Annotated in this window: 22 protein-coding genes; 11 read left to right on the forward strand and 11 right to left on the reverse strand. The window is 39.5% G+C overall.

The window, feature by feature from the left end; translation table 11 throughout:
• Positions 1 to 26: 26 nt before the first annotated feature.
• From J9318_RS02025 to J9318_RS02035, 3 genes are all read left to right on the forward strand, one after another.
• A complete protein-coding gene (locus J9318_RS02025; RefSeq protein WP_210560840.1) occupies positions 27 to 1,214 on the forward strand; it encodes a BaiN/RdsA family NAD(P)/FAD-dependent oxidoreductase in 1,188 nt (395 codons plus the stop codon).
• A gap of 119 nt (positions 1,215 to 1,333) precedes the next feature.
• Complete coding sequence (locus J9318_RS02030; protein WP_210560841.1) at positions 1,334 to 2,773, forward strand: YdgA family protein; 1,440 nt, start codon at positions 1,334 to 1,336, stop codon at positions 2,771 to 2,773.
• Positions 2,774 to 2,975: 202 nt separating this feature from the next.
• Positions 2,976 to 4,853, forward strand: coding sequence for a cation:proton antiporter (locus tag J9318_RS02035; protein ID WP_210560842.1), 1,878 nt, complete (start codon positions 2,976 to 2,978; stop codon positions 4,851 to 4,853).
• Positions 4,854 to 4,942: 89 nt separating this feature from the next.
• On the opposite strand, the gene J9318_RS02040 is transcribed toward J9318_RS02035, so the two are convergent.
• The 4 genes from J9318_RS02040 to rimK form a co-directional block, all read right to left on the reverse strand.
• A complete protein-coding gene (locus J9318_RS02040) occupies positions 4,943 to 5,374 on the reverse strand; it encodes an organic hydroperoxide resistance protein (RefSeq protein WP_210560843.1) in 432 nt (143 codons plus the stop codon).
• Between the two features lie 71 nt (positions 5,375 to 5,445).
• Positions 5,446 to 5,877 (reverse strand): ATP-dependent zinc protease family protein, encoded by a 432-nt coding sequence (locus J9318_RS02045; protein WP_210560844.1) that lies wholly within the window; start codon positions 5,875 to 5,877, stop codon positions 5,446 to 5,448.
• Positions 5,878 to 5,887: 10 nt separating this feature from the next.
• On the reverse strand, positions 5,888 to 6,922 hold the full coding sequence (locus J9318_RS02050; RefSeq protein WP_210560845.1) for a succinylglutamate desuccinylase/aspartoacylase family protein: 1,035 nt from the start codon (positions 6,920 to 6,922) through the stop codon (positions 5,888 to 5,890).
• Positions 6,922 to 7,827 (reverse strand): 30S ribosomal protein S6--L-glutamate ligase, encoded by a 906-nt coding sequence (rimK, locus tag J9318_RS02055; RefSeq protein ID WP_210560846.1) that lies wholly within the window; start codon positions 7,825 to 7,827, stop codon positions 6,922 to 6,924. The genes J9318_RS02050 and rimK overlap by 1 nt, the downstream gene beginning before the upstream one ends.
• Before the next feature lie 243 nt (positions 7,828 to 8,070).
• Here rimK and J9318_RS02060 point away from each other — a divergent pair, with 243 nt between their 5' ends.
• The 5 genes from J9318_RS02060 (at position 8,071) to J9318_RS02080 (ending at position 14,110) form a co-directional block, all read left to right on the forward strand.
• Positions 8,071 to 9,018 (forward strand): efflux RND transporter periplasmic adaptor subunit, encoded by a 948-nt coding sequence (locus J9318_RS02060; protein WP_210560847.1) that lies wholly within the window; start codon positions 8,071 to 8,073, stop codon positions 9,016 to 9,018.
• A 7-nt stretch (positions 9,019 to 9,025) separates the two neighbouring features.
• Positions 9,026 to 12,049, forward strand: coding sequence for an efflux RND transporter permease subunit (locus J9318_RS02065; RefSeq protein ID WP_210560848.1), 3,024 nt, complete (start codon positions 9,026 to 9,028; stop codon positions 12,047 to 12,049).
• A 130-nt stretch (positions 12,050 to 12,179) separates the two neighbouring features.
• Positions 12,180 to 13,310 carry an ExeA family protein gene (locus J9318_RS02070; RefSeq protein ID WP_210560849.1) on the forward strand — a complete coding sequence of 377 codons (1,131 nt, stop codon included), beginning with the start codon at positions 12,180 to 12,182 and terminating at the stop codon, positions 13,308 to 13,310.
• Between the two features lie 156 nt (positions 13,311 to 13,466).
• Complete coding sequence (locus J9318_RS02075) at positions 13,467 to 13,889, forward strand: hypothetical protein (RefSeq protein WP_210560850.1); 423 nt, start codon at positions 13,467 to 13,469, stop codon at positions 13,887 to 13,889.
• Positions 13,890 to 13,891: 2 nt separating this feature from the next.
• Positions 13,892 to 14,110 carry a helix-turn-helix transcriptional regulator gene (locus J9318_RS02080; RefSeq protein ID WP_210560851.1) on the forward strand — a complete coding sequence of 73 codons (219 nt, stop codon included), beginning with the start codon at positions 13,892 to 13,894 and terminating at the stop codon, positions 14,108 to 14,110.
• Positions 14,111 to 14,191: 81 nt separating this feature from the next.
• Here J9318_RS02080 and prsR read toward each other — a convergent pair whose 3' ends face one another.
• From prsR to J9318_RS02115, 7 genes are all read right to left on the reverse strand, one after another.
• Positions 14,192 to 15,550, reverse strand: coding sequence for a PEP-CTERM-box response regulator transcription factor (prsR, locus tag J9318_RS02085; protein ID WP_210560852.1), 1,359 nt, complete (start codon positions 15,548 to 15,550; stop codon positions 14,192 to 14,194).
• Positions 15,550 to 17,601 carry an XrtA/PEP-CTERM system histidine kinase PrsK gene (gene prsK, locus J9318_RS02090; protein WP_210560853.1) on the reverse strand — a complete coding sequence of 684 codons (2,052 nt, stop codon included), beginning with the start codon at positions 17,599 to 17,601 and terminating at the stop codon, positions 15,550 to 15,552. Before prsK ends, prsR begins: the two co-directional genes overlap by 1 nt.
• Before the next feature lie 65 nt (positions 17,602 to 17,666).
• Positions 17,667 to 18,488, reverse strand: coding sequence for a trypsin-like peptidase domain-containing protein (locus J9318_RS02095; RefSeq protein WP_210560854.1), 822 nt, complete (start codon positions 18,486 to 18,488; stop codon positions 17,667 to 17,669).
• Entirely contained in the window at positions 18,472 to 19,569 is a 1,098-nt protein-coding gene (locus J9318_RS02100; RefSeq protein WP_210560855.1) for a nucleotidyltransferase domain-containing protein, read from the reverse strand. The genes J9318_RS02095 and J9318_RS02100 overlap by 17 nt, the downstream gene beginning before the upstream one ends.
• Positions 19,566 to 20,465, reverse strand: a complete 900-nt coding sequence (locus J9318_RS02105) for an HprK-related kinase A (RefSeq protein ID WP_210560856.1) — start codon at positions 20,463 to 20,465, stop codon at positions 19,566 to 19,568. The genes J9318_RS02100 and J9318_RS02105 overlap by 4 nt, the downstream gene beginning before the upstream one ends.
• A 3-nt stretch (positions 20,466 to 20,468) precedes the next feature.
• Entirely contained in the window at positions 20,469 to 20,729 is a 261-nt protein-coding gene (locus tag J9318_RS02110; protein WP_210560857.1) for a hypothetical protein, read from the reverse strand.
• On the reverse strand, positions 20,723 to 21,397 hold the full coding sequence (locus tag J9318_RS02115; protein ID WP_210560858.1) for a hypothetical protein: 675 nt from the start codon (positions 21,395 to 21,397) through the stop codon (positions 20,723 to 20,725). The genes J9318_RS02110 and J9318_RS02115 overlap by 7 nt, the downstream gene beginning before the upstream one ends.
• Positions 21,398 to 21,798: 401 nt before the next feature.
• On the opposite strand from J9318_RS02115, the gene J9318_RS02120 reads away from it, so the two are divergent.
• From J9318_RS02120 to J9318_RS02130, 3 genes are all read left to right on the forward strand, one after another.
• A complete protein-coding gene (locus J9318_RS02120) occupies positions 21,799 to 22,674 on the forward strand; it encodes a PEP-CTERM/exosortase system-associated acyltransferase (protein WP_210560860.1) in 876 nt (291 codons plus the stop codon).
• Positions 22,675 to 22,687: 13 nt separating this feature from the next.
• On the forward strand, positions 22,688 to 23,542 hold the full coding sequence (locus J9318_RS02125) for a ThiF family adenylyltransferase (RefSeq protein WP_210560861.1): 855 nt from the start codon (positions 22,688 to 22,690) through the stop codon (positions 23,540 to 23,542).
• 160 nt (positions 23,543 to 23,702) lie between these two features.
• Complete coding sequence (locus J9318_RS02130; protein WP_210560863.1) at positions 23,703 to 24,557, forward strand: PEP-CTERM sorting domain-containing protein; 855 nt, start codon at positions 23,703 to 23,705, stop codon at positions 24,555 to 24,557.
• Positions 24,558 to 24,611 lie beyond the last annotated feature (54 nt).

Consider the following 24,611-nt stretch of genomic DNA (forward strand, 5'->3'; position numbering starts at 1 on the left):
CTGAAATTATTGGTGATTTAACAAACATGAACAAAGATTTTGACGTAGTAATAATTGGTGCTGGCGCCGCTGGATTAATGTGTGCCGCGCAAGCTGGTTACCGAGGGCGCCGTGTGCTGGTCATTGATCATGCCAAACAAGCAGGTAAAAAAATCTTAATTTCAGGCGGCGGTCGCTGTAATTTTACCAATATGGACGTTGAGCCAAATAACTACATCTGTAGTAATCCTCACTTTGTTAAATCCGCTTTATCTCGATATACACAGTGGGATTTTTTAGGTCTTATTGCCAAATATAATGTGGCTTACCATGAACGTGATTTTGGTCAGCTATTTTGTGATGACAGTGCTAAAGAAATTGTTCGAATATTAATGTCCGAATGTGACGCAGCCAATGTAACGGTGCGTTTAAGAACCGACATTAAACGTATAGAAAAAGTAGACTCAGGCTTTGTGGTTGAAACACCTTCGATGAACTATCAATGTGAAAGTGTGGTCATTGCCACAGGCGGCTTATCAATGCCCAAACTCGGTGCAACGCCTTTTGGTTATCAAGTGGCGGAGCAGTTTGGTTTGCCAGTATTTCCAACTAAAGCGGGCTTAGTGCCAGTAACTTTGCATCAACAAGATAAGGATGCACTGTCTGAATTATCCGGAGTGAGTTTGCCTGTGCGTATTGAATCTAACGACGGCACTACATTTGCGGCCGACATGTTGTTTACGCACAGAGGTTTATCGGGTCCAGTTGTTCTGCAAATTTCTAATTATTGGCTACCGGGTGAAGCGTTAAGTATCAATTTACTCCCTAATTTGGATGTGACGGCAAGCTTAGATGAACAAAAGCAGCAGCACCCAAATCAAAGCTTGAAAAATACCTTAGCAACCTGGTTACCAAAGCGTTTTGTTGAGGTACTTCTTGAGCAACAAAAGCTAACGGACAAACCATTAAAGCAATTGCAGCATAAAGAAATTGCACAAATCATCAATATGTTAGAAGCCTGGCAGATAAAACCAAATGGTACTGAAGGCTATCGTACTGCAGAAGTGACGTTAGGCGGAGTGGATACGAATACTATCTCATCAAAAACCATGATGTGTAAAACCGTTCCAAATCTTTATTTTGTTGGTGAAGTGTTAGACGTAAGTGGTTGGTTAGGTGGCTATAATTTCCAATGGGCTTGGGCTAGTGGCTGGGCAGCTGGACAAGATTGTTAAAAAAATGTGTAAAAAAACTTTTTAACTTTATCGTTGTTTATTCAAAATAATTACACATCGGCAACGTTAATTGGCATAATCAAATGTCTAAAAAATAAAAATCCAAACAAGGACGTAATATGAGTAATCTTAAAACAGGTCTATCTATTATTGCTGCTGCAATTGTAGCGACAGCGGTTGTGGGACCAAAAGTGGTTGGCTCTCAGTTTGAGTCAGTAATGCAGGCTCAAGTCGCCAAGTTAAATGAAACTCCAGGATACACGGCTGAAATCACCGAGTTTGAATCTTCTTGGTTTGCCTCAGACGCTAAAATTAGCATTAGCCTAGATTTAGACGCCTCTTCAGTAAACACCGATGTAAATGAAGAGCCGATGGAGCCGATTACGTCAATTATTGATGTAACTGCGCAACATGGACCGCTACTTTTTAATGATGTAGCAACATTCGGTTGGTTAACAATGACAGCCAGTGTTGATGGTCGTTCAATTTCTGAAAATATAACGACAGAAAATAACCAACCTTTATACCAAATTACCGATCATATGACTCTATTGGGCAATCATTCGTTTAACGATATGATGCCTGCGTTAGAATTCAACTGTGTTGGTTGTGAGCAACCTCTTAAAATCGTATACAAAGGATATGAAGGTGCAGGCCAAACCTCTAGTTCAGGTATTGTTTACCAAGGAAAAGGTTTAGCAACCGAGTTTTATGTCACAGAAGGTGAGTTAATGTTCGGTAACATGAATGTCGACTTCACTGGCGATGTATCAATGGAACAATTGTTTGCTATGGGCTTTTACGACTCAACAGCAAGAATGTTGATTGAAGATGTGACCTATACAAACGCCCTTACAGGCCAAAAAGTTGAACTTACTGGGTTAGCGTTAACGACAGATACACAACTTGACGAAAAAACTCAGTTAGCCAATATGTCGATAGGTTATGCCCTAGAAGCATTTAAAGATGGTCAATATGATGGTCAAGACTTTGATGTTGAGTTTGAGTTTACAAACATTGATAGCGAGTTCTTAAAGGCGTATGAAGGCTTCTTAAAACAAGCAAATGAACTGATCGACAGCGATCCAGAACAATATAACTCGCTGCAAGCTGAATTTATTGGTAAACACGTTCTTGCATTAGTCGAAGCAAATCCGCATGTAAATTTAACTAAATTAAATGGTACGTTTGCACAAGGCAGCTTTAATGGCCAGCTAGACTCGGAATTAGTTAATATTACGGCATTACCTGAGAATATTGCAGATCCTAAATTTTGGTTAACTCACGCTAAAGCCAATGGTGAGTTGCTTATTGATAAAGGACTAGCAAACTACTTTGCGCAACTGATGGTAGCCTCTCAGATTCGCCAAAATCCGCAAGCTCAAGGTATGCCAGAAGAGCAAATTCAAGAAATTGCACAAGCTCAATCAGGAACCGTAATTAACTCGTTAATTCAGCAAGGTTTCATTGTGGAATTAGAGAAACAATTCGTATCAAAAATTAGCTTACTTGATATGCAATTCATGATTAACGATCAGCAAATTCCTCTGCCTTATTAATTTTCCATAAAAGCTATAATGTCTAAAGCCTGAGCATATATGTTCAGGCTTTTTAGTTTTAGTCTGCAATTAATTGGGATTTTTATTACTTTTGATCCTAATCTAATGAAACATCGTTAGTTTTTACTATTCTTTTGTTATTGTTGTTCACTTAAGAGTTCGATATGGTCGAGCTTAATCATCCTTACGGACAGGAACTTATATGTCAGATTTAACACTCGCACTTGCATTAGTGGGAATCATTTCAATTGCTTGTCAGTTTTTTGCGCATAGAGTAAAGCTGCCCGCTATTTTGTTTTTGTTACTTGCCGGGATTTTTGTAGGCCCCGTTACAGGCACAATTAACGCCGATCAGCTTTTTGGTGACTTACTGTTCCCGGTTGTGTCGCTGTCGGTAGCTATTATTTTATTTGAAGGTGCCTTAACGCTAAAAATAGCCGACATTAGCGGGCATGGCGCTATGGTACGAAACCTATGTAGTGTTGGCGTACTAGTAACTTGGCTGGTGGTAACACCATTGGCCTATATTGGTTTAGACATATCGCTCGGCTTGGCGGCTTTATTTGCTGCAATTGTGACTGTTACAGGTCCTACCGTAATAGTGCCTATGTTAAGAACCGTACGACCAAAGGGAAATGTGGCTAATATTTTACGTTGGGAAGGCATTGTAATTGACCCAATAGGGGCGTTATTTGCGGTATTGGTGTTTGAGTTTTTAATGACTCAACAAGATGCTTTTACTCATACATTATGGGCATTTGGACAAACCGTATTGTCAGGATTGGCCTTTGGTACGGCAGCGGGTTATTTTTTAGGTCGAGCTATTCGCGGCAACTGGTTCCCACACTATTTACAAAATACGGCTGTGTTGACCATAGTACTGGGCGTATTTGCAATCTCTAATGCAATGGCTCATGAGTCTGGTTTATTAACGGTGACAGTTGCCGGTATGATTTTAGCCAACATGAAGAATGTTAACGTTGATGATATTTTAGAGTTTAAAGAAACGTTAAGCGTTCTGTTAATCTCAGGTTTGTTTATTTTATTGGCTAGTCGTATCGACTTTGCTGAGATTCAAGCGGTGGGCTTTGGTGCAATTGTTGTCATTATCGGCCTTATATTTATTGCTCGCCCGTTAAGCGTATTTATTTCGTCAATTGGTACTGGACTGCCATTAAAAGAACTTATGTTACTTAGCTGGATAGCGCCTCGAGGCATCGTTGCGGCCGCGGTATCCGCGCTATTCTCGTTAAAACTTGAAGAGCAAGGTTACGAGCAAGCTAGCGTTTTAGTGCCAGTGGTATTCTTAGTGATCATTGCCACGGTTGTTTTGCAAAGTTTAACTTCGACCAAAGTTGCAGAAATCCTAAAACTTCGTGAGCCTGAGCCAAATGGTTTCCTATTATTTGGTGCGAGTGACTTCTCTAGAGCGTTAGCGGCAGAACTTAAGAATAACAACATTGCGACAACCATTGCCGATCCAAACTGGGATGCAATTAAAAAAGCGCGTATGGAAAATGCTCGCACCTACTTTGGTAATCCTATTTCTGATCATGCATCTCGACGTTTGGATTTATCAGGAATTGGTAATTTACTAGTACTGTCACCTTATCGGCAGTTAAATCCTATGGTAATGACGCACTTTGAACATGAGTTTGGTCATGAAGCTACTATTTTAGGCTTAGCAACTAGTGACAATGCCAGTATGGAAAGCCATCAAATATCAGAAGGTTTTGCTAAAAAATTAACGTTATTTGGAGAGAGTGTCACGTATGGTTACCTTGCGAGTGCCATGAAAAAAGGGGCCGTCATTAAAACAACGAATATTAGCGAAGACTTTACTTTCCAAGACTATTTGAACAAGTACGATCGTGACTTAATTCCGTTGATCAGTATTAGTGAGAAACGTGTTGAAGTATTTAAGTCAGATAAAAAGACAGCACCAAAAGGTGGCTGGAAGATTGTGAGTTTAATTTTAAACCCATCTAAAGTTGCGTCGGATAAAAAGCTTGAAGCGGCAAAAGCTACAGGCAGTATCAAAGATGGCGCGTTACCGTCGGATCCTGAACCAGAAAAATAGTTACTAACGGTAATGGATAAGCTATAAAAAACGCCCTTTTAAGAAGGGCGTTTTACTTGTACTTTTATTAAAGTTCAGCGAGCTTACTATTATAAAACGTTAATAGTTACGTTAACGTTGCCACGAGTCGCATTAGAATATGGGCAAACCTGGTGCGCTTTTTCTACTAAAGCTTTTGCTTCATCTTTATCCATATCGCCTAACGACACATTTAGCTCTGCTTCAATACCAAAACCGTGTTCAATTGGACCAATAGAAACACTGGCATTAATAAAAGTATCCTCAGGCAGTGATTTTTTGTCGCCGGCGGCAACCGCCTTTAGGGCGCCAATAAAACAGGCCGAATAACCCGCGGCAAATAGCTGCTCTGGGTTAGTACCGTCACCGTCATTGCCACCAAGTGCTCTTGGTGCGCTTAAAGATAGTTCTAATTTACCGTCATCAGATTTTGCAGTACCACCATCACGGCCACCAGTAGTGTGAGTGTGGGCTGTATATAATACTTTTTGTAAGTCGCTCATAAAATCTCCTTGATTACTTAATACCTTACTGTAGCAACTTACGGAGATTCTGCGTGATTAGATCTTTTAAATTATTTATCAGAGCAAAGAAACACTTGCGAAGGATCAACTAAAAAACGACTTCCTAAAGCTTCGCGACCCAGCAACATTAGATAGCTCATGTCAGAACGGTCCGTTAAGGTGATTTCAATGTCAAATGTTAATCCACCAATTACCATCGGAGTTTTAATCACATAACGTTGTTCTGACGTGCCATTAGACGATTTGATTCGCCTAATGTCATGTATCTCGGCTTTACAGGATACGATTTTACTAACGTTATGAATATCAGGGTGAATATCAAACTGTACTGCTCGTTTACCATCTAGCTTGCATTTGACAATATTATCAACATGCAAAGATGATGTTTTGGCGCCAGTATCAACACGAACTTCGAGCTCAGAAATTGTGAGCTCTGGTAATTCAACTACTTCTAAATTTCCAACAATTAGTTTATCAGTCATGCTTTTATCTCTATTGCTGTTCTAAGCCACCAGACAACTCTGGCAATAATTGTTCTTGAACGTTTTCAATATGTTCAACAATGTCATCATCTTCTTCAGTAAAAAAGGCAATGTGGAACATAGCTTCACCTTCTTGCACCAAAGGAATATTTTGTTGACCAATAATGATGCCATTCTTTTCGGCAATCACTTTGTTAATAACGTTACCGTAAGGACTACCAATCTCAGCCAATACATCGCCTTTTTCAACCTTGTCACCTAATGACACTCGAGTATTAAAAATACCACTGGCATTAGCTCGGTACCACTTGCTGTTTTTGGCAACGGCACAAGATACCGGTTTGTGTTTGTTTTTACGTAACATACCAAAGTGTCGAAGGATATTTTTAACACCTTTGACACCGGCACGAATAGAAAACTCATCAAAACGCAATGCTTCACCAGCTTCGTACAACAAGATCTTAGTTTTTGTATGGCTGGCCGCTTCTCGCAGTGAGCCTTCTAGTATCTCAGCGTTTAATACTACCGGCACACCAAACAACTGTGCTAACTCACTCGTTTCTTGGTCTTCTAAGTTAGCGCGAATTTGTGGCAAGTTAGATCTATGTATCGCGCCTGTATGCAAGTCGATACCATAATCACATTTACTAACAATTTCGGTCAAAAACTTGTTTGCAACACGAGATGCTAATGAGCCTTTGGCTGAGCCAGGGAAGCTACGGTTTAAATCACGCCTGTCAGGCATATAACGGCTTTGGTTTACCACACCGTAAACGTTAACAATTGGCACCGCGATTAAGGTGCCACGTAATATCTTAAATTTAGGATTTGAAATTACACGACGGATAATTTCTATGCCGTTGAGTTCATCACCATGGATAGCGGCACTAACAAATACAGTCGGTCCTGGTTTTTTTGCACGAAACACATGAATCGGCAAGGAAACATCGGAGTCTGTGTACAGTTTAGCAACGGGTAATTCTAACTTAACATTTGTGCCAGGAAGAATTTCATTACCATCGATAATCAACGAGCTTTGCGCCATTAACCTTTACCTTTAGTACGGTTGTTGTTTGGTTTTGCATTCTTTTCAATAAACTCAAACACCATTTTCGCAACATCTTTACCTGTTGCCGTTTCAATACCTTCAAGACCTGGCGAAGAGTTTACTTCCATCACCATAGGTCCACTTGCCGATTGTAATAAATCAACACCACAGAAGTTTAAGCCCATCGCTTTTGCTGCGTTTACTGCTGTTTCACGTTCAGCTTTTGATAATTTAACCAGAGTTGCGCTACCACCACGGTGTAGGTTAGAACGGAATTCACCTTCTGCACCTTGACGCTTCATCGCTGCAACCACTTTGCCGCCAATCACTAAACAACGAATGTCCGCACCGCCCGCTTCTTTAACAAACTCTTGTACTAAAATGTTTGCTTCTAGGCCCATGAACGCTTCGATAATTGCTTCAGCTGCCTTGTTAGTATCTGCTAGTACTACGCCAATTCCCTGCGTACCTTCAAGTAACTTAATAACGAGAGGCGCGCCACCAACATTTTTAATTAAATCTTTAATTTTATCAGGGCGACTCGCAAAACCAGTACGAGGTAGGCCAATGCCTTTACGCGACAATAATTGTAACGAGCGTAATTTATCGCGTGAACGACTAATCGCTACCGACTCATTCACAGAGAAAGTACCCGTCATTTCAAACTGTCGAACTACCGCAGTTCCGTAAAAAGTGACCGACGCACCAATACGCGGAATAACAGCATCGTATTTAGGTAAGTCTTTACCGTGATAACGCACTGTCGGTCGGCTTGAAGTGATGTCCATATAACAATGAAGCGTGTCGATAATATCAACTTCGTGACCTAGTGCTTCACCCGCTTCTTTTAAGCGACGTGTAGAGTACAGGTTTTCATTACGGGACAAGATGGCGATTTTCATTAGTAGCCTTAATAAATTAATTTTTAAAGAAAAAGTGTCTGAGCGTCATCGCTCGGGTATCCCACAAGACTAGAACAAAAACCCAGGAAATTAGAACCTTTTTTTCAGTTTTGATGAAAATAATTTATAGAGTAATGGATAAAAAAAAGCCCCTCACATACTATAATGATTCAAGATTACATATTTCAGTATTTCTAAGGGAATATTAGGTACTGAAGGGTCTCAATTCACAAGGAGTCGACATTGATATATCGAGTAGTAATTCTATTGGCTGTACTTGCCCTTTGGACAACGTCGGCTATTGCCTCTGAAGCCATGGAAATCAAGGCTGAGCCTTATGTCAAAACCAATACTAGAGTTGGTCAATTAGCGTTTTTTAAGACCTATCAACAGTCGTTTAAGTCAGCGGGTAACGTCATTGAATTATCGTTAGAAGAGGGTCAAACCTTTAAAAAAGGCGATGTATTAGCAAAAGTCGACACCGACGATCTGTCATCTGAATTAAACCAACTAATTGCAGAAAAGGCATTCGTTAATAAAGAGATTGAACGACTCAAAAAACTTAAAAAAGTGAATGCCGTTTCTCAAAGCGATGTCGACCGACAGAAGTCTCGCTCCTCACAACTTAGAGCACAAATCATTCGTACACGAGAGTTTCTCGATGCTGCACTAATTGTTGCGCCGTTTGATGGTGTAGTAATTAGTCGTTATATCGATGCCGGTGAATTTGTTAACGCCGGTCAAGCCGTCATTTCAATCGCGCCGGTTGCAGATAACTTAGTGGTTGAAGTAGCAGTACAAGATCAATTGTTGATGCATTTGGCCGTTGGTCAAAAAATTATGTTAGAAAATCGTAGCAGCGACGCAAAGCTTTTAGGCGAAGTTAAAACCGTACCGCAAATGCCAGAAGCTAATACAGGCCTATTTGTTGTAAAAATTATGATCACTGATACTGAGAATACGCGAGTTGGCTCGCTATACAATGTCACCTTAACGCAGTCAATGAACATGGTTTACCCGATCCCTGCCGATTATGTACAACTAGACTTTAATCAAACGGCTATCTTAATGCTCAACAACGATGGCAAAAAAGCGACACCAAAGCGTTTGAAAGTCATCGACCATAATTCAGAGTATGTTTACGTTAAAGCAGACTCTCAATCGTCAATCAATATCGTAAAAATGGATTAATGCATCTATGTTGCACTCGGTAAACCAATACCTGTCAAAAAATATTCGCTTGTTAGGTTTGTTGCTAGCGATGGTTTTTTTGCTCGGGGGCAACTCGTTATTAACCATGCCAAAGGCGGAAGATCCGCAGTTTTTGTTACCGATAAATGTTGTCGAAGTCATTGTCCCTGGCATGTCGCCGTTACTTTTGGAAACTCAGGTAATTGAACCAATAGAGCGATCACTTGGGCTGGTTGAAAACATAAAAACGATAGAATCAAGAGCGCGTCATGGCTCTGTGAATATGATTATAAAGTTTATTCACGGAACTAACCCAGAAGATGGTTTCGACGAAATTGTTCGTGCGGTTACACGAATAAGAGGAGAGCTACCGGATGATGTGCAGAATGTCATCTTCTTTAAAGCGTCCCCAACCACAGTTAATGTTTTACAGTTAGCTATTTCGCATCCTGACAATGATTGGCAAACCATTCAACGCGGTGCCAATAAACTAAAAAACCTATTGCAAGCGTTACCAAATATCCAACAGTCCGAAGTATGGGGCTTGCCTCAGTTAGTCGTTGCGGTAGATGTTGATCCTGCAAAACTGATTCGCTATAAAGTTAATATTCAAGAAGTAATGGCGGCAGTCGCGGAAAGAGGTCAATCAACACACGCAGGATATATCGATGATAAACAAGTTAGGTTTACGATAAACTTGTCCGGTGAGTATAAAGATATATCGCAACTGCAAAATACAGTGATCAAAATGCACGACTCAGCGCAAATTACCCTCGCTGATGTAGCAAGTGTAAAAATAGACTTTAATAACCCTGACAACTTAGCGTTTGTAGCCGATAAACCAGTTGTTTTTGTCACCGCTCAACAGCGTATGGGCGCCAACATTTATGAACTTGGTGGACAAGTCGAGCAGGTGCTTGCCGAATTTTCTACATCTCATCCAGACTTACAAACTCAAACTATATTTGCTCAAGAAGATAGTGTTCATTATCGAATTAACGGCTTTTTAAGAGATCTCGCGAGTGGCCTTTTATTAATTTTAGTTTGCCTGTTTTTCTTTATGGGCTTCAAACAGTCGTTTTGGGTATCTTTGGCGTTACCAATTACTATTTTTGCAACGCTAACGATTATGAACTTGATGGGGTTTGTATTGCAGCAAATGACCATCGCCGGACTTATCGTGGCCTTAGGACTATTAGTAGATAACTCTTTAGTAGTCGTCGAACAATTTGTGAAGGTACAAGATAAGGTGTCGAGTCGAATTGAGGCAATTAAACAGGTGATTAGTGATGTTGGTTTGCCATTAATGTCCGGCACGTTAACTACGGTATTTGCGTTTTTACCGTTATTGCTATTACAAAGTGACACCGGCGACTTTATGAGAGCCTTGCCTGTATCTGTCTCTATTTCATTACTGGTGTCGTTAGTCGTTGCTCTTATTGTTTTACCGGTATTAATGAGTGTGTTTGGTGTTTCAAAGGAGTCGAGTTGGACACTGTCGTACAAGTTAAATAAGTTTGCCGAGGGTTGGTTCTCTAAACTGTTAAATAAGCTGTTAGTGAGACCTATCTTGGTGCTTTTGGTATTTGCAGTTGGGTTATTTGCTTGTATTAGCTTAATGTCGAAAGTGGGCGTAAGTCTATTTCCAAAAGCAGAGAAAAGCATGCTGGTGGTTAATTTAGAAACGCCGGTACAGTCCTCACTTGCCTTTACTCAAGAGTCTGCGTTAAAGCTAAGCGAAGAGTTACAAAAGTTAAAATATGTAAAAAATGTGGTGACAACCGTCGGTGCCACAAGTCCACGCATATACTACAACCATACGTCAGATCGTGGGCGTGCCAATTATGCACAGTTAATGGTGATAGCTGACAATTACGAAAAAGATAAAATTCAAAGCATGATTAATACGATACGAACTAAATATGCGAATTCTAGTTTAGGGAAAATCAACGTCTTTGAATTTCAACAAGGTCCAGTAACCGACAGGCCTATTACGTTTAGAATATTAGGTGACGATTTAGATCAGCTTGCTAATCGGGCCGCAGAATTACAGGCCTACATCGAAAGCCTTGAACATACTTTTGATGTGCGCAACATCACGGCAGAGTCTGGTTTTGCTTACGATATAAAAATAGACGAAATTAAAGCAAAGCAGCGCAATGTCGATCTTGCTTCGGCGGAGCAACAAGTGAGTTTAATGATTGATGGCGAGTTTGCAGCAGAAATTAACGACCGTTTTGGTCAGGCCTATCCAATTTTAATTCGTAGTCAGCAAGAATCGGTAGACGCGTTAGAGTCACTGTATATCAAAAATAATGCCGGTCTTGATATTCCTTTATCAGCGATTGCATCGATACAAGCCACACGTTTAAAACCGGCGTTTTATCATTATCAACGTATTAGAATGGCTCGCGTTTCTGCCGATGTGGTTCAGCCTGGCAATGTGGCTGAAATCACAGCAAAAATTGAAGACTACTTGCAAAGCTTGTCGTGGCATAACGGCTTAAGCTATAAGGTTGGTGGCGAAGAAGAGGCACGAAAAGAGAGTTTTGGTGGGTTATCACAAATACTCATCGTGGTAGTGGTAAGTATTTTTGTGCTGCTATTTATTCAGTTTAATAGTTTTGCACAGCCATTAGTTATTATAAGTCTGTTACCCATTGCCTTTGCCGGATCGGTATTTGGTATGTTCATAACTAGCTTAAGTTTTTCCATGATGGCGTTTATTGGTTTAATTAGCTTGATTGGTATCATGGTGAACGATGCAATTATTGTGGTGGATGGTTTTAATCGAGGCCGTTATCGTTTTAACTCAGCGAAAGAAGCGATGGTCGCGTCGGTAGCGAGTCGATTCACGCCAGTCATTCTTACCTCATTAACGACAGTGGTAGGTTTGTTACCATTAACACTCTATGGTGGTGATTTATGGCAACCTATGGGTACCGTAATAATTACAGGGTTAGCATTTACTACCTTAGCGTCGTTAATTTGGGTGCCGGCCCTAACGCTTATTTTAACTAGGCGTAAATAATAGCAGTAATAATAAATCTTAAAGTTTGATAATTTTAATTGCTTAGCCACAAATTCGTTAAAGGCTAGAGCGAGTATGTTAAGCTTTCGCACATAAACATAGAAAGTTACTTTGATGGAGAAATTAAGTAATGTACGAGGAGTTTTTTGGGTTAACACGCAAGCCATTTCAGTTGACCCCAGATCCTGAGATCTTTTTTGCTAGTACAGGTCATCAAAAGGCGCTGTCCTATTTACAATATGGCCTTACTCAAAGCGAAGGTTTTATTGTTATTACAGGCAATGTAGGCACAGGTAAAACAACAATCGCCAATCACTTAATTTCACAGTTAGAAGAAGAAAATATTGTCGCTCGACAGCTAGTTACGCCTAACTTATCTCCAGACGATTTAATAATATCTATAACCAAGTTATTTAGGCTACACCCAGAGGGCGATACTAAAGCCGCTCATATTGCTGAGTTAACTGACTATATGCGTCGTTTGAGTGCGATGGGACGCAGAATGTTGCTTATCATAGATGAAGCCCAAAACTTACCGGTTGAGTCTATTGAAGAGCTGAGAATGTTATCGAATATTCAGGTTGATGGTAAGTCGATTATCCAAAGCTTTTTACTCGGTCAAACGGAACTAGAAGGTGTACTGAGTGCACCAATCATGGAGCAGTTTAGGCAACGAGTCATCGCATCTGCAAGCCTAAACCCACTCGGTGAGTTAGAACTATATAATTATATAAACTTCCGCATGAATAAGGCTGGTTGGCAAGGGGAGCCTTTGTTTTCGCAAGAGGCTGTGTCTTTAGTACATAAATTCACAGACGGAATCCCTCGTAAAATCAATACCTTTTTAGATCGCGTTCTGTTATTCACCTTTATGGAAGAAAAACATACCATAGATGTTGATGTTATTAATGACGTGATCAAAGAGGTTTCAAGTGAGCTTAATCATCAGGTAGATGACGTCCAAACTATTCGACATTCTGGTATACCAGCGACGGCTTCTAATCCAAATGCTGGTGGTAATAAAACTGATTTATCAGGCAGAGATAAAGACTTTATGCCATCGGAGTCTGAGCTTGCAGATCTTAACTCTGCATTAATGGGCAGTGGACTAAATACCGAAAAAATTGAAACGCTACTAGAGTCTATTTTAATGATGAGTCGTCGTTCTTTATTGGTACAAAGTCAGATTCTAAAAGAGCTAAAAATTCAAAATGAATCAAGCGCAAACTCAGCTGACACTAGTACTGACAATAAAACTTAACTAGCTAGCTGATGTTAGAAAACCGATAATTTGACATTTACGCACAAATTCCCATGTTAAAAATATTTGACATGAAAAATCTTTAGCCCTATATTTGACCCATTATCAATGTTAAGTATTTTTAACATAACTATTAGGCCAAACTAAGGAAAAGTCATGTCATTTCACGAGAAATCAGCTTGGGTAATGTTAATTGCATTATCTATAACAACAGCACTATATATTTCTAGCTTACTTGGGTTATCAAGTGTTGCTGGTCATCTTATAGAACCTTCATTACCTATGTTAATTGCGTACACAATTGTACTCGTGGTGATATCGGTAGTGGGACAAATCGTTATTGCCATTTTGGCGCCTAAAGACGCTAATTCTGCATTAGATGAACGAGATCAAGGTATTCTTGTTAAGGCAAGTCATTGGTCTAGCTTTATTCTGGGCTTTGGTGTGGTGTCAGGTTTGATTCATTATCTAGTATTAGCCGACGGTGGCCTGTTGTTTTATATCGTATTTGGTAGTTTAGTATTTAGCCAAATAACTGAATATATCGCGCAAATCGTCTTATATCGAAGAGGGTTTTAAGTGTGGCTAAATTAATTCCTATCGCTAATACGGTAAAAGAATTAAGAGAGCGCCATGGCAATATGACTCAAGGACAATTGGGTGACTTAGTGGGTGTTACTCGCCAAACGGTTGCAGCAATTGAACAGCGTCGATATTCACCATCATTAGAAACGGCGTTTCGAATCGCTAGAGAGTTTAATGTTGGTTTGGACGATCTATTTACCTGGCAGGGCGACTAGTAACCAGGGCGACTGATCATAAAGTGCGATTCATGCATTAGGCATTCAACGTTATTAAAATATGAGTAGATAAAGCCAGAATTAATCTGGCTTTATGTCTTTTAAATTGTACTTATCAATCAAAGAATAAAGGGTTGGGCGTGTTACTCCAAGCAGTTCAGCCGTGCGTGAAATATTATGCTTTGCCTGTGCAAATGCGGTTCTTATAGCCTGGCTTTCGGCGTTTTCTCTTACCGCTTTTAAATTCAGCTCGGTCACTTCATTGTCACTTGAAGCAACATTATAAAAACCTAAATCTTCAGCGGTAATTAAATTAGCATCAGAAATAATTACTGCTGACTTTAATTTGTTTTGTAGCTCACGAATATTACCCGACCAATTATGGTTCATCATGGCTTGAATGGCATCTTCCGAGAAACCTCGTACATTCTGCGAAAACTCTTTATTAAAAATATTTAGAAAGTGCTTTGCTAATACAACAACATCACCACTTCGATCGCGTAACGGTGGAATTTCTATCGTGACTTCACCGACACGATAATATAAGTCTTCACGAAACTCTTCACGCTTTGACATATCTGGTAAATCACGATGTGTCGCGCAAATAACCCGAACATTAACGGAAATTTCACTACGCCCGCCAACACGTTCGATTACACGCTCTTGTAAAAAACGTAACATCTTGGCTTGTAAATTTAATGGCATATCGCCAATTTCATCTAAAAATAAAGTGCCACCGTTCGCAAACTCGACTTTACCTTTGGTGGTTTTAGCGGCGCCGGTAAATGCACCTTTTTCGTAACCAAAAAGCTCACTTTCTAACAAATTATCTGGAATAGACGCGCAGTTAATTGCAACAAACGGCCCTTTGTTTCTCGGACTAGCATCATGAATGGCGCGTGCGAATACTTCTTTACCTGTACCACTTTCGCCAAGCAATAAGGTAGTGATGTCTGCTTTCGCAATTCGCTCTGCTAAACGACATGCCTTTTGAATATCAGGGCTATTTCCAATAATACCACCGAACGGATTTTGGCCATGTTGCAACGAGCGATGTTCGGCTTCTAATTTAGCAAGGTGGAAAGCGCGACCAACAATAATCGACAGCGTCTCCATATCAATAGGTTTCTGATAAAAATCGTAAGCTCCTAGCTCAATCGCTTTTAATGCATTGGCTTTGTCAGAGTTGCCAGTAACAACAATAACTTTGGTATTCGGCGCGAGTGACATTATTTCAGCAAGAATAGCTAAGCCTTCAGAAGCATTGGCCGGGTCAGGTGGCAAGCCCAAATCTAACGTAACAACTTTTGGCTCATGGCGGCGTAATTGAGAAATAGCTTTTTGACGGTCCTCGGCAAAAATCAATTCATAATCAGATAAGCCCCATTTAAGTTGCTTTTGAATACCTAAGTCGTCTTCAACAATTAATAACTTGTCCATTAGTCTTCCCTTGTCGTCAGAGGTAAGCACATCACAAAAGTGGTGCCAATTCCCAAATCACTATTTACCGTTAATATGCCACCACTTTCTGCAGCAAAGGTTTTTGCTTCGTATACACCAACGCCCATGCCTGCATTTCCTTTTGTGGTTTCAAATGGCTTGAATAGTTGATTATCAATGAAATCTTGGCTCATTCCAATGCCTGTATCGGAAATAATAATCTTAATATCTTGCTTATGGCTGTCCAATGTAAGCTTCACCAGAACAGATCCGTTTTCGTCTGTTGCTTGTTGGGCATTGTCGATGAGATGGCCGATAACGGAACTAAACCTGTCTTTATCAAGTGCAATTGATAGCTCGTTTGGGTGTGCAACAAATAACGGCTTAGGTTTAGCATTTTGAAATTGTTCAACAACTTCCGATAACGTCCGATTAACCTCTATCAGGGCCTCCGAGCTTCTTTGTTGCTGTTTGTCCTTCAGCTGCGTTAGCATTTTATCCATGCGAACCTTAGTGTGCTCGAGCGTTTCAAAGGTATCATCTATAAATTCTGGGTTATCTCTAAACTTCTTGCTGTTACTAACAATCATACCGATTTGAGCGATAACGTTTTTAAGGTCATGTACAACAAACGCTGACATTCTATTAAAAGCAGCAAATTTTGCGTTCTCTTCTAGCCGTTCTTTTGCTTCACCTGATCGAATAAAGCTACTTACCTGTGACGATACTGCGGTTAGATAGTCTCGTATTTCCCAGTTAATTTTAATTCGGTCGGCATTTTTACTGGATAATAAAAAGCAGCCATGTAGTTCTTTATTAATAAAGATTGGCAAGACTATTTCTATGCCGTCGGCCATTAACGCCTCGACTTTGCAGTCACTAAAATGAGTTTTATATTCTTCTCGGTCAAAATCTGGCAAGTCTAAAATCCAGTGACTTTTATCTAGCTTTGGAATGAGGCAATGTAATTCAAGCATGCCTTTGTGTGACAGTCCAAAAACATCGGGCGTGGTTAATTCTAAGTGTTCATGTCTACGCACGATATAAGCACCGGTAGAATAATGTAGCGAGCCACAAACCCCTTTAAGGCTAGTAACGTAAAAGTCTTTATCGCCTTCCGCTTCATTTAGGGTATTTGTTAACTTTAACCACTCTTCGCGATAGTCAAACTGATTTGCGTAAAAATGCTTTTGAATATAAGTGCGGAAATATTTGCGAAGTGACTCTGAAATAAAGATATAAGCCAAAGCAACTAAAGCTCCAGCAATAAATACCGTTTGTATTACTCCTGACCAAGAAGCCCCAATTTGCTGAATAATGTAGCCCGTCAACGCCATGATCAACAGATAAATACCTGAAAACAGCAAGAGAGAACTGTTTAATACAACATCTCTAGAGATAAATACGCGTAAATTCCATGCCGAAACTCGTTTCATGCTCAGCAATAGGAAAGGCGTTAACATCGCATATATATAGGGTCTCGAAGCTAAGTAATTAATATCAACATTACTTAATAACAAGGCATTCGACATCATCACTAAGTGAAAAATGTTTACCATTGCCAAGCCCAATACCAAAGGCTTATAAGCCCATTTATTGTCACCTGCACTACGATAAATTTGTTCAATAAGAATAAGCTGAATGATGCTACCAAGCAGGCTCGCGCCAATAATAATTTGCAGTTCTAAAGCGGGACTTAAAAGTGGAGAAAATATCGCCATATTAAATATGACAACTAGAAAGCCAATAGTTAGTACAAACTTACCTCTAATAAAACTGCTAATCTTTTCGTGCTGCGAGTCTAATATTGCCAGTAACAAAAGCGTCCACATTGCAATTTGAAAAGATTCTAGCAATGGTGATATGAAAAACGGTGAACTTGATACAGAAGCGCCTAGCGCATAACCAATCACCCAAATAACCATGGTTATATAGGTAAGTAAAAATATTGAACGAACCGGACCTTTTGCTCGACTACCAAATAAAAGCGCAGCATTGGTTAAATATCCAAGCAAACATAAAGTTAGGCCGATAAAATATGCGATTTCCACAACTAGTTCCTGTTTTAATTATTATGCTAGTTACTGACTACTGACTACTGACTACTGACTACTGACTACTGAGGCACTTGTTTAAGCAACTCATGTATTTCTGAAACAGGAATCGCATAACTAATACCACTAGGATCTGATAATACACTCTCACGGGTCTTTTTCACTAGCACACTATTAATAATGGCGATGACCTTTCCAGATTTAACCTCAACAACCGGGCTACCGCTATTGCCAGGGTACGCTGTAACATCAAGTTGATATACAAAAAGTGGGTCGCGAAGCCTTTTAATCATTTCAATTGATAACTGACTGGCATTTTGTTGAGGAATCGCTTGAGGCACAAAGGCTGACACATAACCAATATTAATTGCTTTAAACAAACCCAATACCGAACCAATTGGCAAACCGGCCATCATAATTTGGCTGCCAGCCGGCGCGTTATATTTAGCACCGCTTAATTGCATTGCGGGTAGAGGTGCATCTATTTTAATAATCGCAACATCGGCACGTTCGTCCTGTGCAATCAACGTCGCGTTATAAAAGCGAGCTTTAGTACTCTCACCAACATGCACCGAAATCTGCGCTTTATCCGCCAAGTATTCATCACCATTAACCACATGATGATTAGTCGCAATGATGCTACTCGTAGCGTTTGAGCTAACAACAAAGCCTGTACCGCGTAATTGATATCGTGGTGCACTTAACGGGTTATAAACACCGACACCAACAACCGATTGCTTAGTTGCGTTGGCCAATTCAATGAGCTTGTTTGGCTCGTGGGCTTGTGCATTAGACACTAAAAAAGGAGTAAATATCACACATAGCAATGCATACAATGCAACGACTGATCTAGAACCGCAAAACTGATTAACCAAGCCTGTCATTTTGTTTATCCTTTGATTTATCTTCTAAATAGCGTTCTTTAAAGTTATATATAAACTTTCGACATAAGTGCGGTATTAAAATATGTATTGGCATTTTAATGAGGTGGCTTCGCATATATAGCCAAAATAATGCAAAGCGTTGTCTAATACCATCTTGCTCTACAGTGTCGGCGCTAAATACAAAGTGATAAGACGGCAAGGTAACTTGCGCAGTAATAAAGCGTCGATTAATGAGCTGTTCTACAGAATCGAAACCCTTTTTATCGCCAATATTTAGTAATACAAAGTATAACGCCAACTCAATATAAGTCTCTAGTCCTAACGCCCTAGCTCTGTCTAACAACCGGCTAGATGCATTGGCGTCGCTTATTTCGTTATATAAAATAATTAAGTCTGTAATGTCTCGAATAGCGTGAGGAAACTCACCTTCAGTAAACAAGTGAGTTGCGCTATGAATAAACCTATCGATCTCGTCTAGAGTTTGCATTTTTAACTGTGGTAACAATACCGCGTTTAACCGATTTGCATTGAAGTGCTTTTTGTTCGTCAAAGGCAAGATGTTGTGATGTAAATCTATCGTAGTGAACCTTTTGTTGTGCACTAAAGGTTGAATTTCATGCATCCACTCTCGAAAATAACGTTTGTCATAATCAGTTTCTTTATTATGAAAATAACCCAACGTCATCAAGGCTATTTCTGCTTCCCGCAATTGGGCCTTGTCGACAAGAATATCGATATCGTTAAAAATTCGGCCATTGCTAGTATCTGATGATAGCGCAATATAAGCCGCGCCTTTTAAAACAGTAGAAGGGATGTTTCGCTCAGACAAGCAAGTGGCTATTTCGTTAAGCTCTCTGTTAATGTTAACTTTTTGTTGAGCGACAAACTTATTGGAATTAGCGAAGTGAATCTTTACTTTATTTGGTACAAATTCTTCACAATGATGCACTTGAATTCGCCACCATAATCGCCCAAGCATATTTTGATCTCGACCATGAGTGACAACTTTACTCCACTCATCTAGCGTTAAATGCTCGATCTTTGCGGGGTTATTATATATTGAGATTAAAAGATTACTCATGATTGCAAACTCTCAAACCAGTCTATGGCAGCTGAATTATCACTATATTGCAAAGAGTAGCCTTGAATGCCATCAACAAAGTTAGTCAATGTATTAAAACCTGATAAACCTAAAATATTATAATTAAATGAGTTTTCAATAACCGAAAAAAACACCTTATCTTGACTCATGGCTTCTGAGTAAATATCGGTATTCACGACATATTTTGGAAAAATAACATGGGTGGCTTTGGACTTGATGTTAATGTTTTGCAACGCACTATCTGGCGCTTTAAATAGGCATACATCACCTTTGTGCGTATCACGAACAATATCTGAATGGATAGCATTAGGGAAAGCATTTTGCACTACATCTATAGATTGGTTTTTTAGGTTAATTGGCCTAGCTAGAGGTTGTATTAAGCCCGAATCGGTATCTATTAAGGTTAATTCATCAGAAAGCAACCGCCATCCAGAGTACACCAACAAAGCGGTTAAGGTACTTTTACCTGAACCAGGCGGAGCTGGCATTACGATACAAACTCCCTCTTTTTCAATAACTGCAGCGTGAACAATTAAATATTGGTGGCTATGGGAAGAAATACACCAGTTTAATCCCCACTCAAACATGGGAAAAGCCTGTGAGGCACCAATAGGTGTAAAAGGTTCGTTATCGCCTAGCGAAAAAATGCATTGTTTTCTTACGAAGCGTCTAATAAAAGACTTGGAGGTTCGTAACCTAATTTCAAAATCAACAAAACTATTGTCGGGAAGAGCAGTAAATTCGGAGTAAATTTTTGAGATTTCTTGATAAACAACATCAAAGTCACTATCAACAGACACAGAAAAAGGACCGACATCAAACTTGAGAATATTTCCTTTTTTCAACTGTGATTGGGGTAATTCCTTTATCTTCAACGACTAGCTCTCTATCAGTGCTCTCTTTTGTAACGAGTCTACCGTATTATTAACAGCCGACAAAGCTTCATCTTCAGTACAACCGTAGTCTTTTATAATAGTTGCAGCTAAGGCTTGCTTATCTGGTGCGCCGGAACTTAATAGGGTAAAAAAGTCTTGGTTATCTAAGGGAACAAAGAGGGTTTCAGAATGCGTGGTGTGGTAGATATAAGTACCGTGACCCTCATGAGTGCGGGTCACAATACCAGGATAAAACTTTAACAAACCGTATCAGCTTCCCAACTCATATCTTCCTGACCTTCATGAATCAGGTTAGTTAAGATTAGCTTAGCATCAGTATACGACACTCGGCCTTGTTCGTAGTCTCTACAGAAGTTACGGATCTCTTCTTGTGTGTAAGGGTAACCGCTTGCGCCATACAATGGATCAGCATTTAGATAGGCTGTTAGCATGAAGCGGTCGACCTGGGTGACTGAATGACCATTGATATTGGCTGTTTCGCCGCCTTTAGTCCAGTTGCTAGGTGAAAGAACATCTCTAACTTGGGCTGCCAATAACGACCCCGGGAAAATACCACCAATACCACCATAAAACTTGTCGTAGTAAAAGTCTGGTAATTTGCTACCGCCTTTTGATGTTTGGCATTCGTTGTCATTGCTTGTCACGCGAGCTGATGAACTCGAACGTTTAGGGCCTTTATTTTTGTCATTTTTGTGCTCATGGAAATAGCCAGGGCTAAAACCGTTAAAACGCGTGATTCTGGAAGTAGAGGACATTCCCGCAGATTGGTGACTAGAGTTCGCATTTCCAGTCGCCCACACAGGTGCGGCCGCGATTGCCGTTATTACTGGGGCAACCTTTGCACTTTTGATCAGGAGCTGTCGTCTAGAGGCTTTTAATGCGCCCTTAACGTCGTTTTTTTGATTTTCCATGTTTCTTACCACCAGAATTTATTACAGAGCTTTGTTTAATTATAAACAGACAAGCCGAAATTATAAACATAATTGTGCAATTTATAGGCCGTGTTTTAACTTGTTGATTTTGTTTGTTTTTTATTCCTGCTTAGAAGCTATTGTTAAATATCCTGACAGTAAATAAAATGCCAACTTTTGCGCTAGGATATTTACCTAAGTAAAGCGGGTTTATTAAATACAAATATGCGCGTAATTTGTAATTAAGGTTTTGAAATCTATTTAACTTATTTTAAAGGCAAAATATGAGGAATAAGCTTTACTAATTTATAACGCACAGAACATCATTAAAATGGTTTTACAAATGAAAAATTTAAAGGCACTGTGTAAGTGATAAAGGAACGCAGTTTAGGACAATTGTTATGAATTTCTTGAAAAGTCTATCTAAAAAACCTGTAATAGGTGGTGCGGTTAGATATTTGATGCAAGTGTTAGCCAATCAACAAGCGAAAAGTATTGCTAACCATTTCTCTGAGTATTTGCAACCAACAGTAGCAATGACAGAATCTGAAAAAGAAAAGGCATTCGCAATAAGACACGACGTTTATTGTGAGGAATTAAAATTTGAACCGCTTAGAGAGTCTAGACTGGAAAATGACGAATTTGACAAGCAGTCTATCCACTGCCTCATACAACACCGCTCTACGGAAAAATATGCCGGTACGGTTAGAATGGTATGTTCTAACTCTCCTGAACAACTATTACCAATAGAAAAATATTGCCTAGACTCAATTGATCATCCAACCCTAAACCCAAACCTATTTAAACGCGAAGAAATTTGTGAGATTTCGAGATTAGCAGTACCTTCAGAATTCAGACGTCGACAATCAGATAAGTTTAAAGGTGCTGCGACAGGTGCAATTAATGAAACAGTTTATTCTGAACGTGAATTACGTTGCTTCCCTTTTATTGCGGTAGGTTTATATCTTTCTGCTGCGAGTGTGGTTATGAAGGCCGGCGTAAAACATGTCTTTGTTATGATGGAGCCTAGATTAGCTCGAAGCTTAAAGTTTGTCGGGATAGAGTTCGAACAAATTGGTCCTGTTGTTGACTACCACGGCAAGCGAGCACCTTACTACATAGATCCTTATTCGTTGCATAAAACACTAAGCCCTGGATTTCAGCTATTATTTAAAAATATCATTAATGATCTTTCTTTGGACAACAAAGAAAACTTCGATGCAGAATTAATAGGTGTACATGCCTTTCCAAAAAAACTAATCCAAACTGAGTCATAAGTCGGGCCAAATTATGTTTAATTACGATGATGCTTTTTCAAGAAATATAGGTTGGGTAACGGAGGCCGAACAAGCCAAACTAAAAAACAGCAGAATCGCCTTTGCAGGTTGTGGAGGCGTTGGTTCTGCACATGTAACTGCACTGGCTCGTTTAGGTGTCGGAAATTTTAACATCTCTGATTTTGACGAATATGAAGTACATAACTTTAACCGTCAGCTCGGAGCTTATATGTCTACCATTGATGAGCCTAAATGCTCGGTGATGGGCAAAGTCATCAAAGATATTAATCCAGAAGCAGATGTGAAAGAGTTTCCAACAGGAATCTTTGAAAATAACGTTGATGAATTTCTCGACAACGTAGACATTTACGTTGACTGCTTAGACTTTTTTGCGCTTGAAGCACGAAAGTTAGTTTTTAAAAAATGTGAAGAAAAGCAAATTCCCGTTATAACAGCAGCGCCTTTAGGTATGGGCAGTGCCTATTTGTGCTTTATGCCAGGTAAAATGTCTTATGAGCAGTATTTTAGGTTTGAAGACAAACAAACGGAAAATGAGCAATTAATCCAATTTTTAATTGGCCTGTCACCATCAATGTTACAACGTAAGTATTTGGTTCTACCAGAAAAGGCTGATTTTAAAGCAAAAAAAGGGCCTTCTACGATAATGGGTGTGATGTTTTGTGCAGCGGTTGCAGCATCTAACGTATTAAAAGTACTACTAAACAGAGGTGACGTGATTGTCGCACCGCATGGCCTCCACTTTGATGGTTACACCAACAAACTCAAGAAAACCTACTTGCCATTTGGAAACCGCGGTATCAAGCAGAGACTAATGTACAAGATAGCGCACAATATAGTTAATAAATAGACTGTCTAACTTTTTTACAAAGTATAATTTAAAAACAGTGAATTAAGAAAAAAGTTATTACAAATCAACATATTATATTGTTGGCAAGTAACTTGCTTTGTACTAGGCAGTACGATACGTTTTGTATCACACAGCTTACAACTCCATTAAGGAAAGTGTTATGAAAACATTTAACAAAGCTTTAGTAGCAACAGGATTAGCAATTGCTTCATGCGCGTCGTTTGCAGATCCTATTGTTATCGATACATCATACATGGCAGGTTATCCAACAGATCTAGCACCACTAGACGCAGATGGTAATTCACTAACTGCAGGTGTAGAGGCTCTAACAATTAACGCGAGTAGCACAAACGTTTCAAATTACGTTGATACTAACGGAGTTGCTGGCATTCAAACAGGTGACTATGTTTTTGACTTAGTTCAAAACCGTGGTATTGGCTTAAACTTAGGTTCTGCAACTCAAAACGGATCTAACACTGAGTTATATGGTTCTGGTTGGGCTTTTGACATTGATTACATGTTAGAAGGCTTTGCAGCTATAGTTCCAGATGCAACAACTCCTACAACTAACTATGTTGGTGTGTTTACTGGTGGTTGGGCGAACATAGACCTAACAAATTTATACAATAATACAGTTTATGACGACGTACTTAAACTTGAATTAACAGCGTCTAACGGTACACCTATTTCAGGTGGTCAAAATGCGTTAACTTTTACGTTTAAAATTGTTGACGTAGTTTCTGGTCTTTTCTTCTCAAACGGAAATGACTTAGCTGACCTACTAGGTGCAAATGTTGTACTTAATATGAAAGCAAACGCTGACTTACAAAATCAAAGTAATGCTCCAGTGTTAGCTGGTACATACGATATCGGTGGTACTACATATGACAAGTACACTAGAACAACTTCATTAGGTTCTATTGACTTACGTCTAGTATCTGAACCATCAACGTTAGCTATCTTCGGTTTAAGCCTTTTAGGTTTAGCTGGTGTAGCAAGACGTAAAGCTAAATAAGACTTAGCTTAAATAAAAAAAACCAGTTGATAATCAACTGGTTTTTTTGTGTCT

The sequence above is a fragment of the Psychrosphaera aestuarii genome, assembly GCF_017948405.1.
GTDB classification, from domain to species: domain Bacteria; phylum Pseudomonadota; class Gammaproteobacteria; order Enterobacterales; family Alteromonadaceae; genus Psychrosphaera; species Psychrosphaera aestuarii.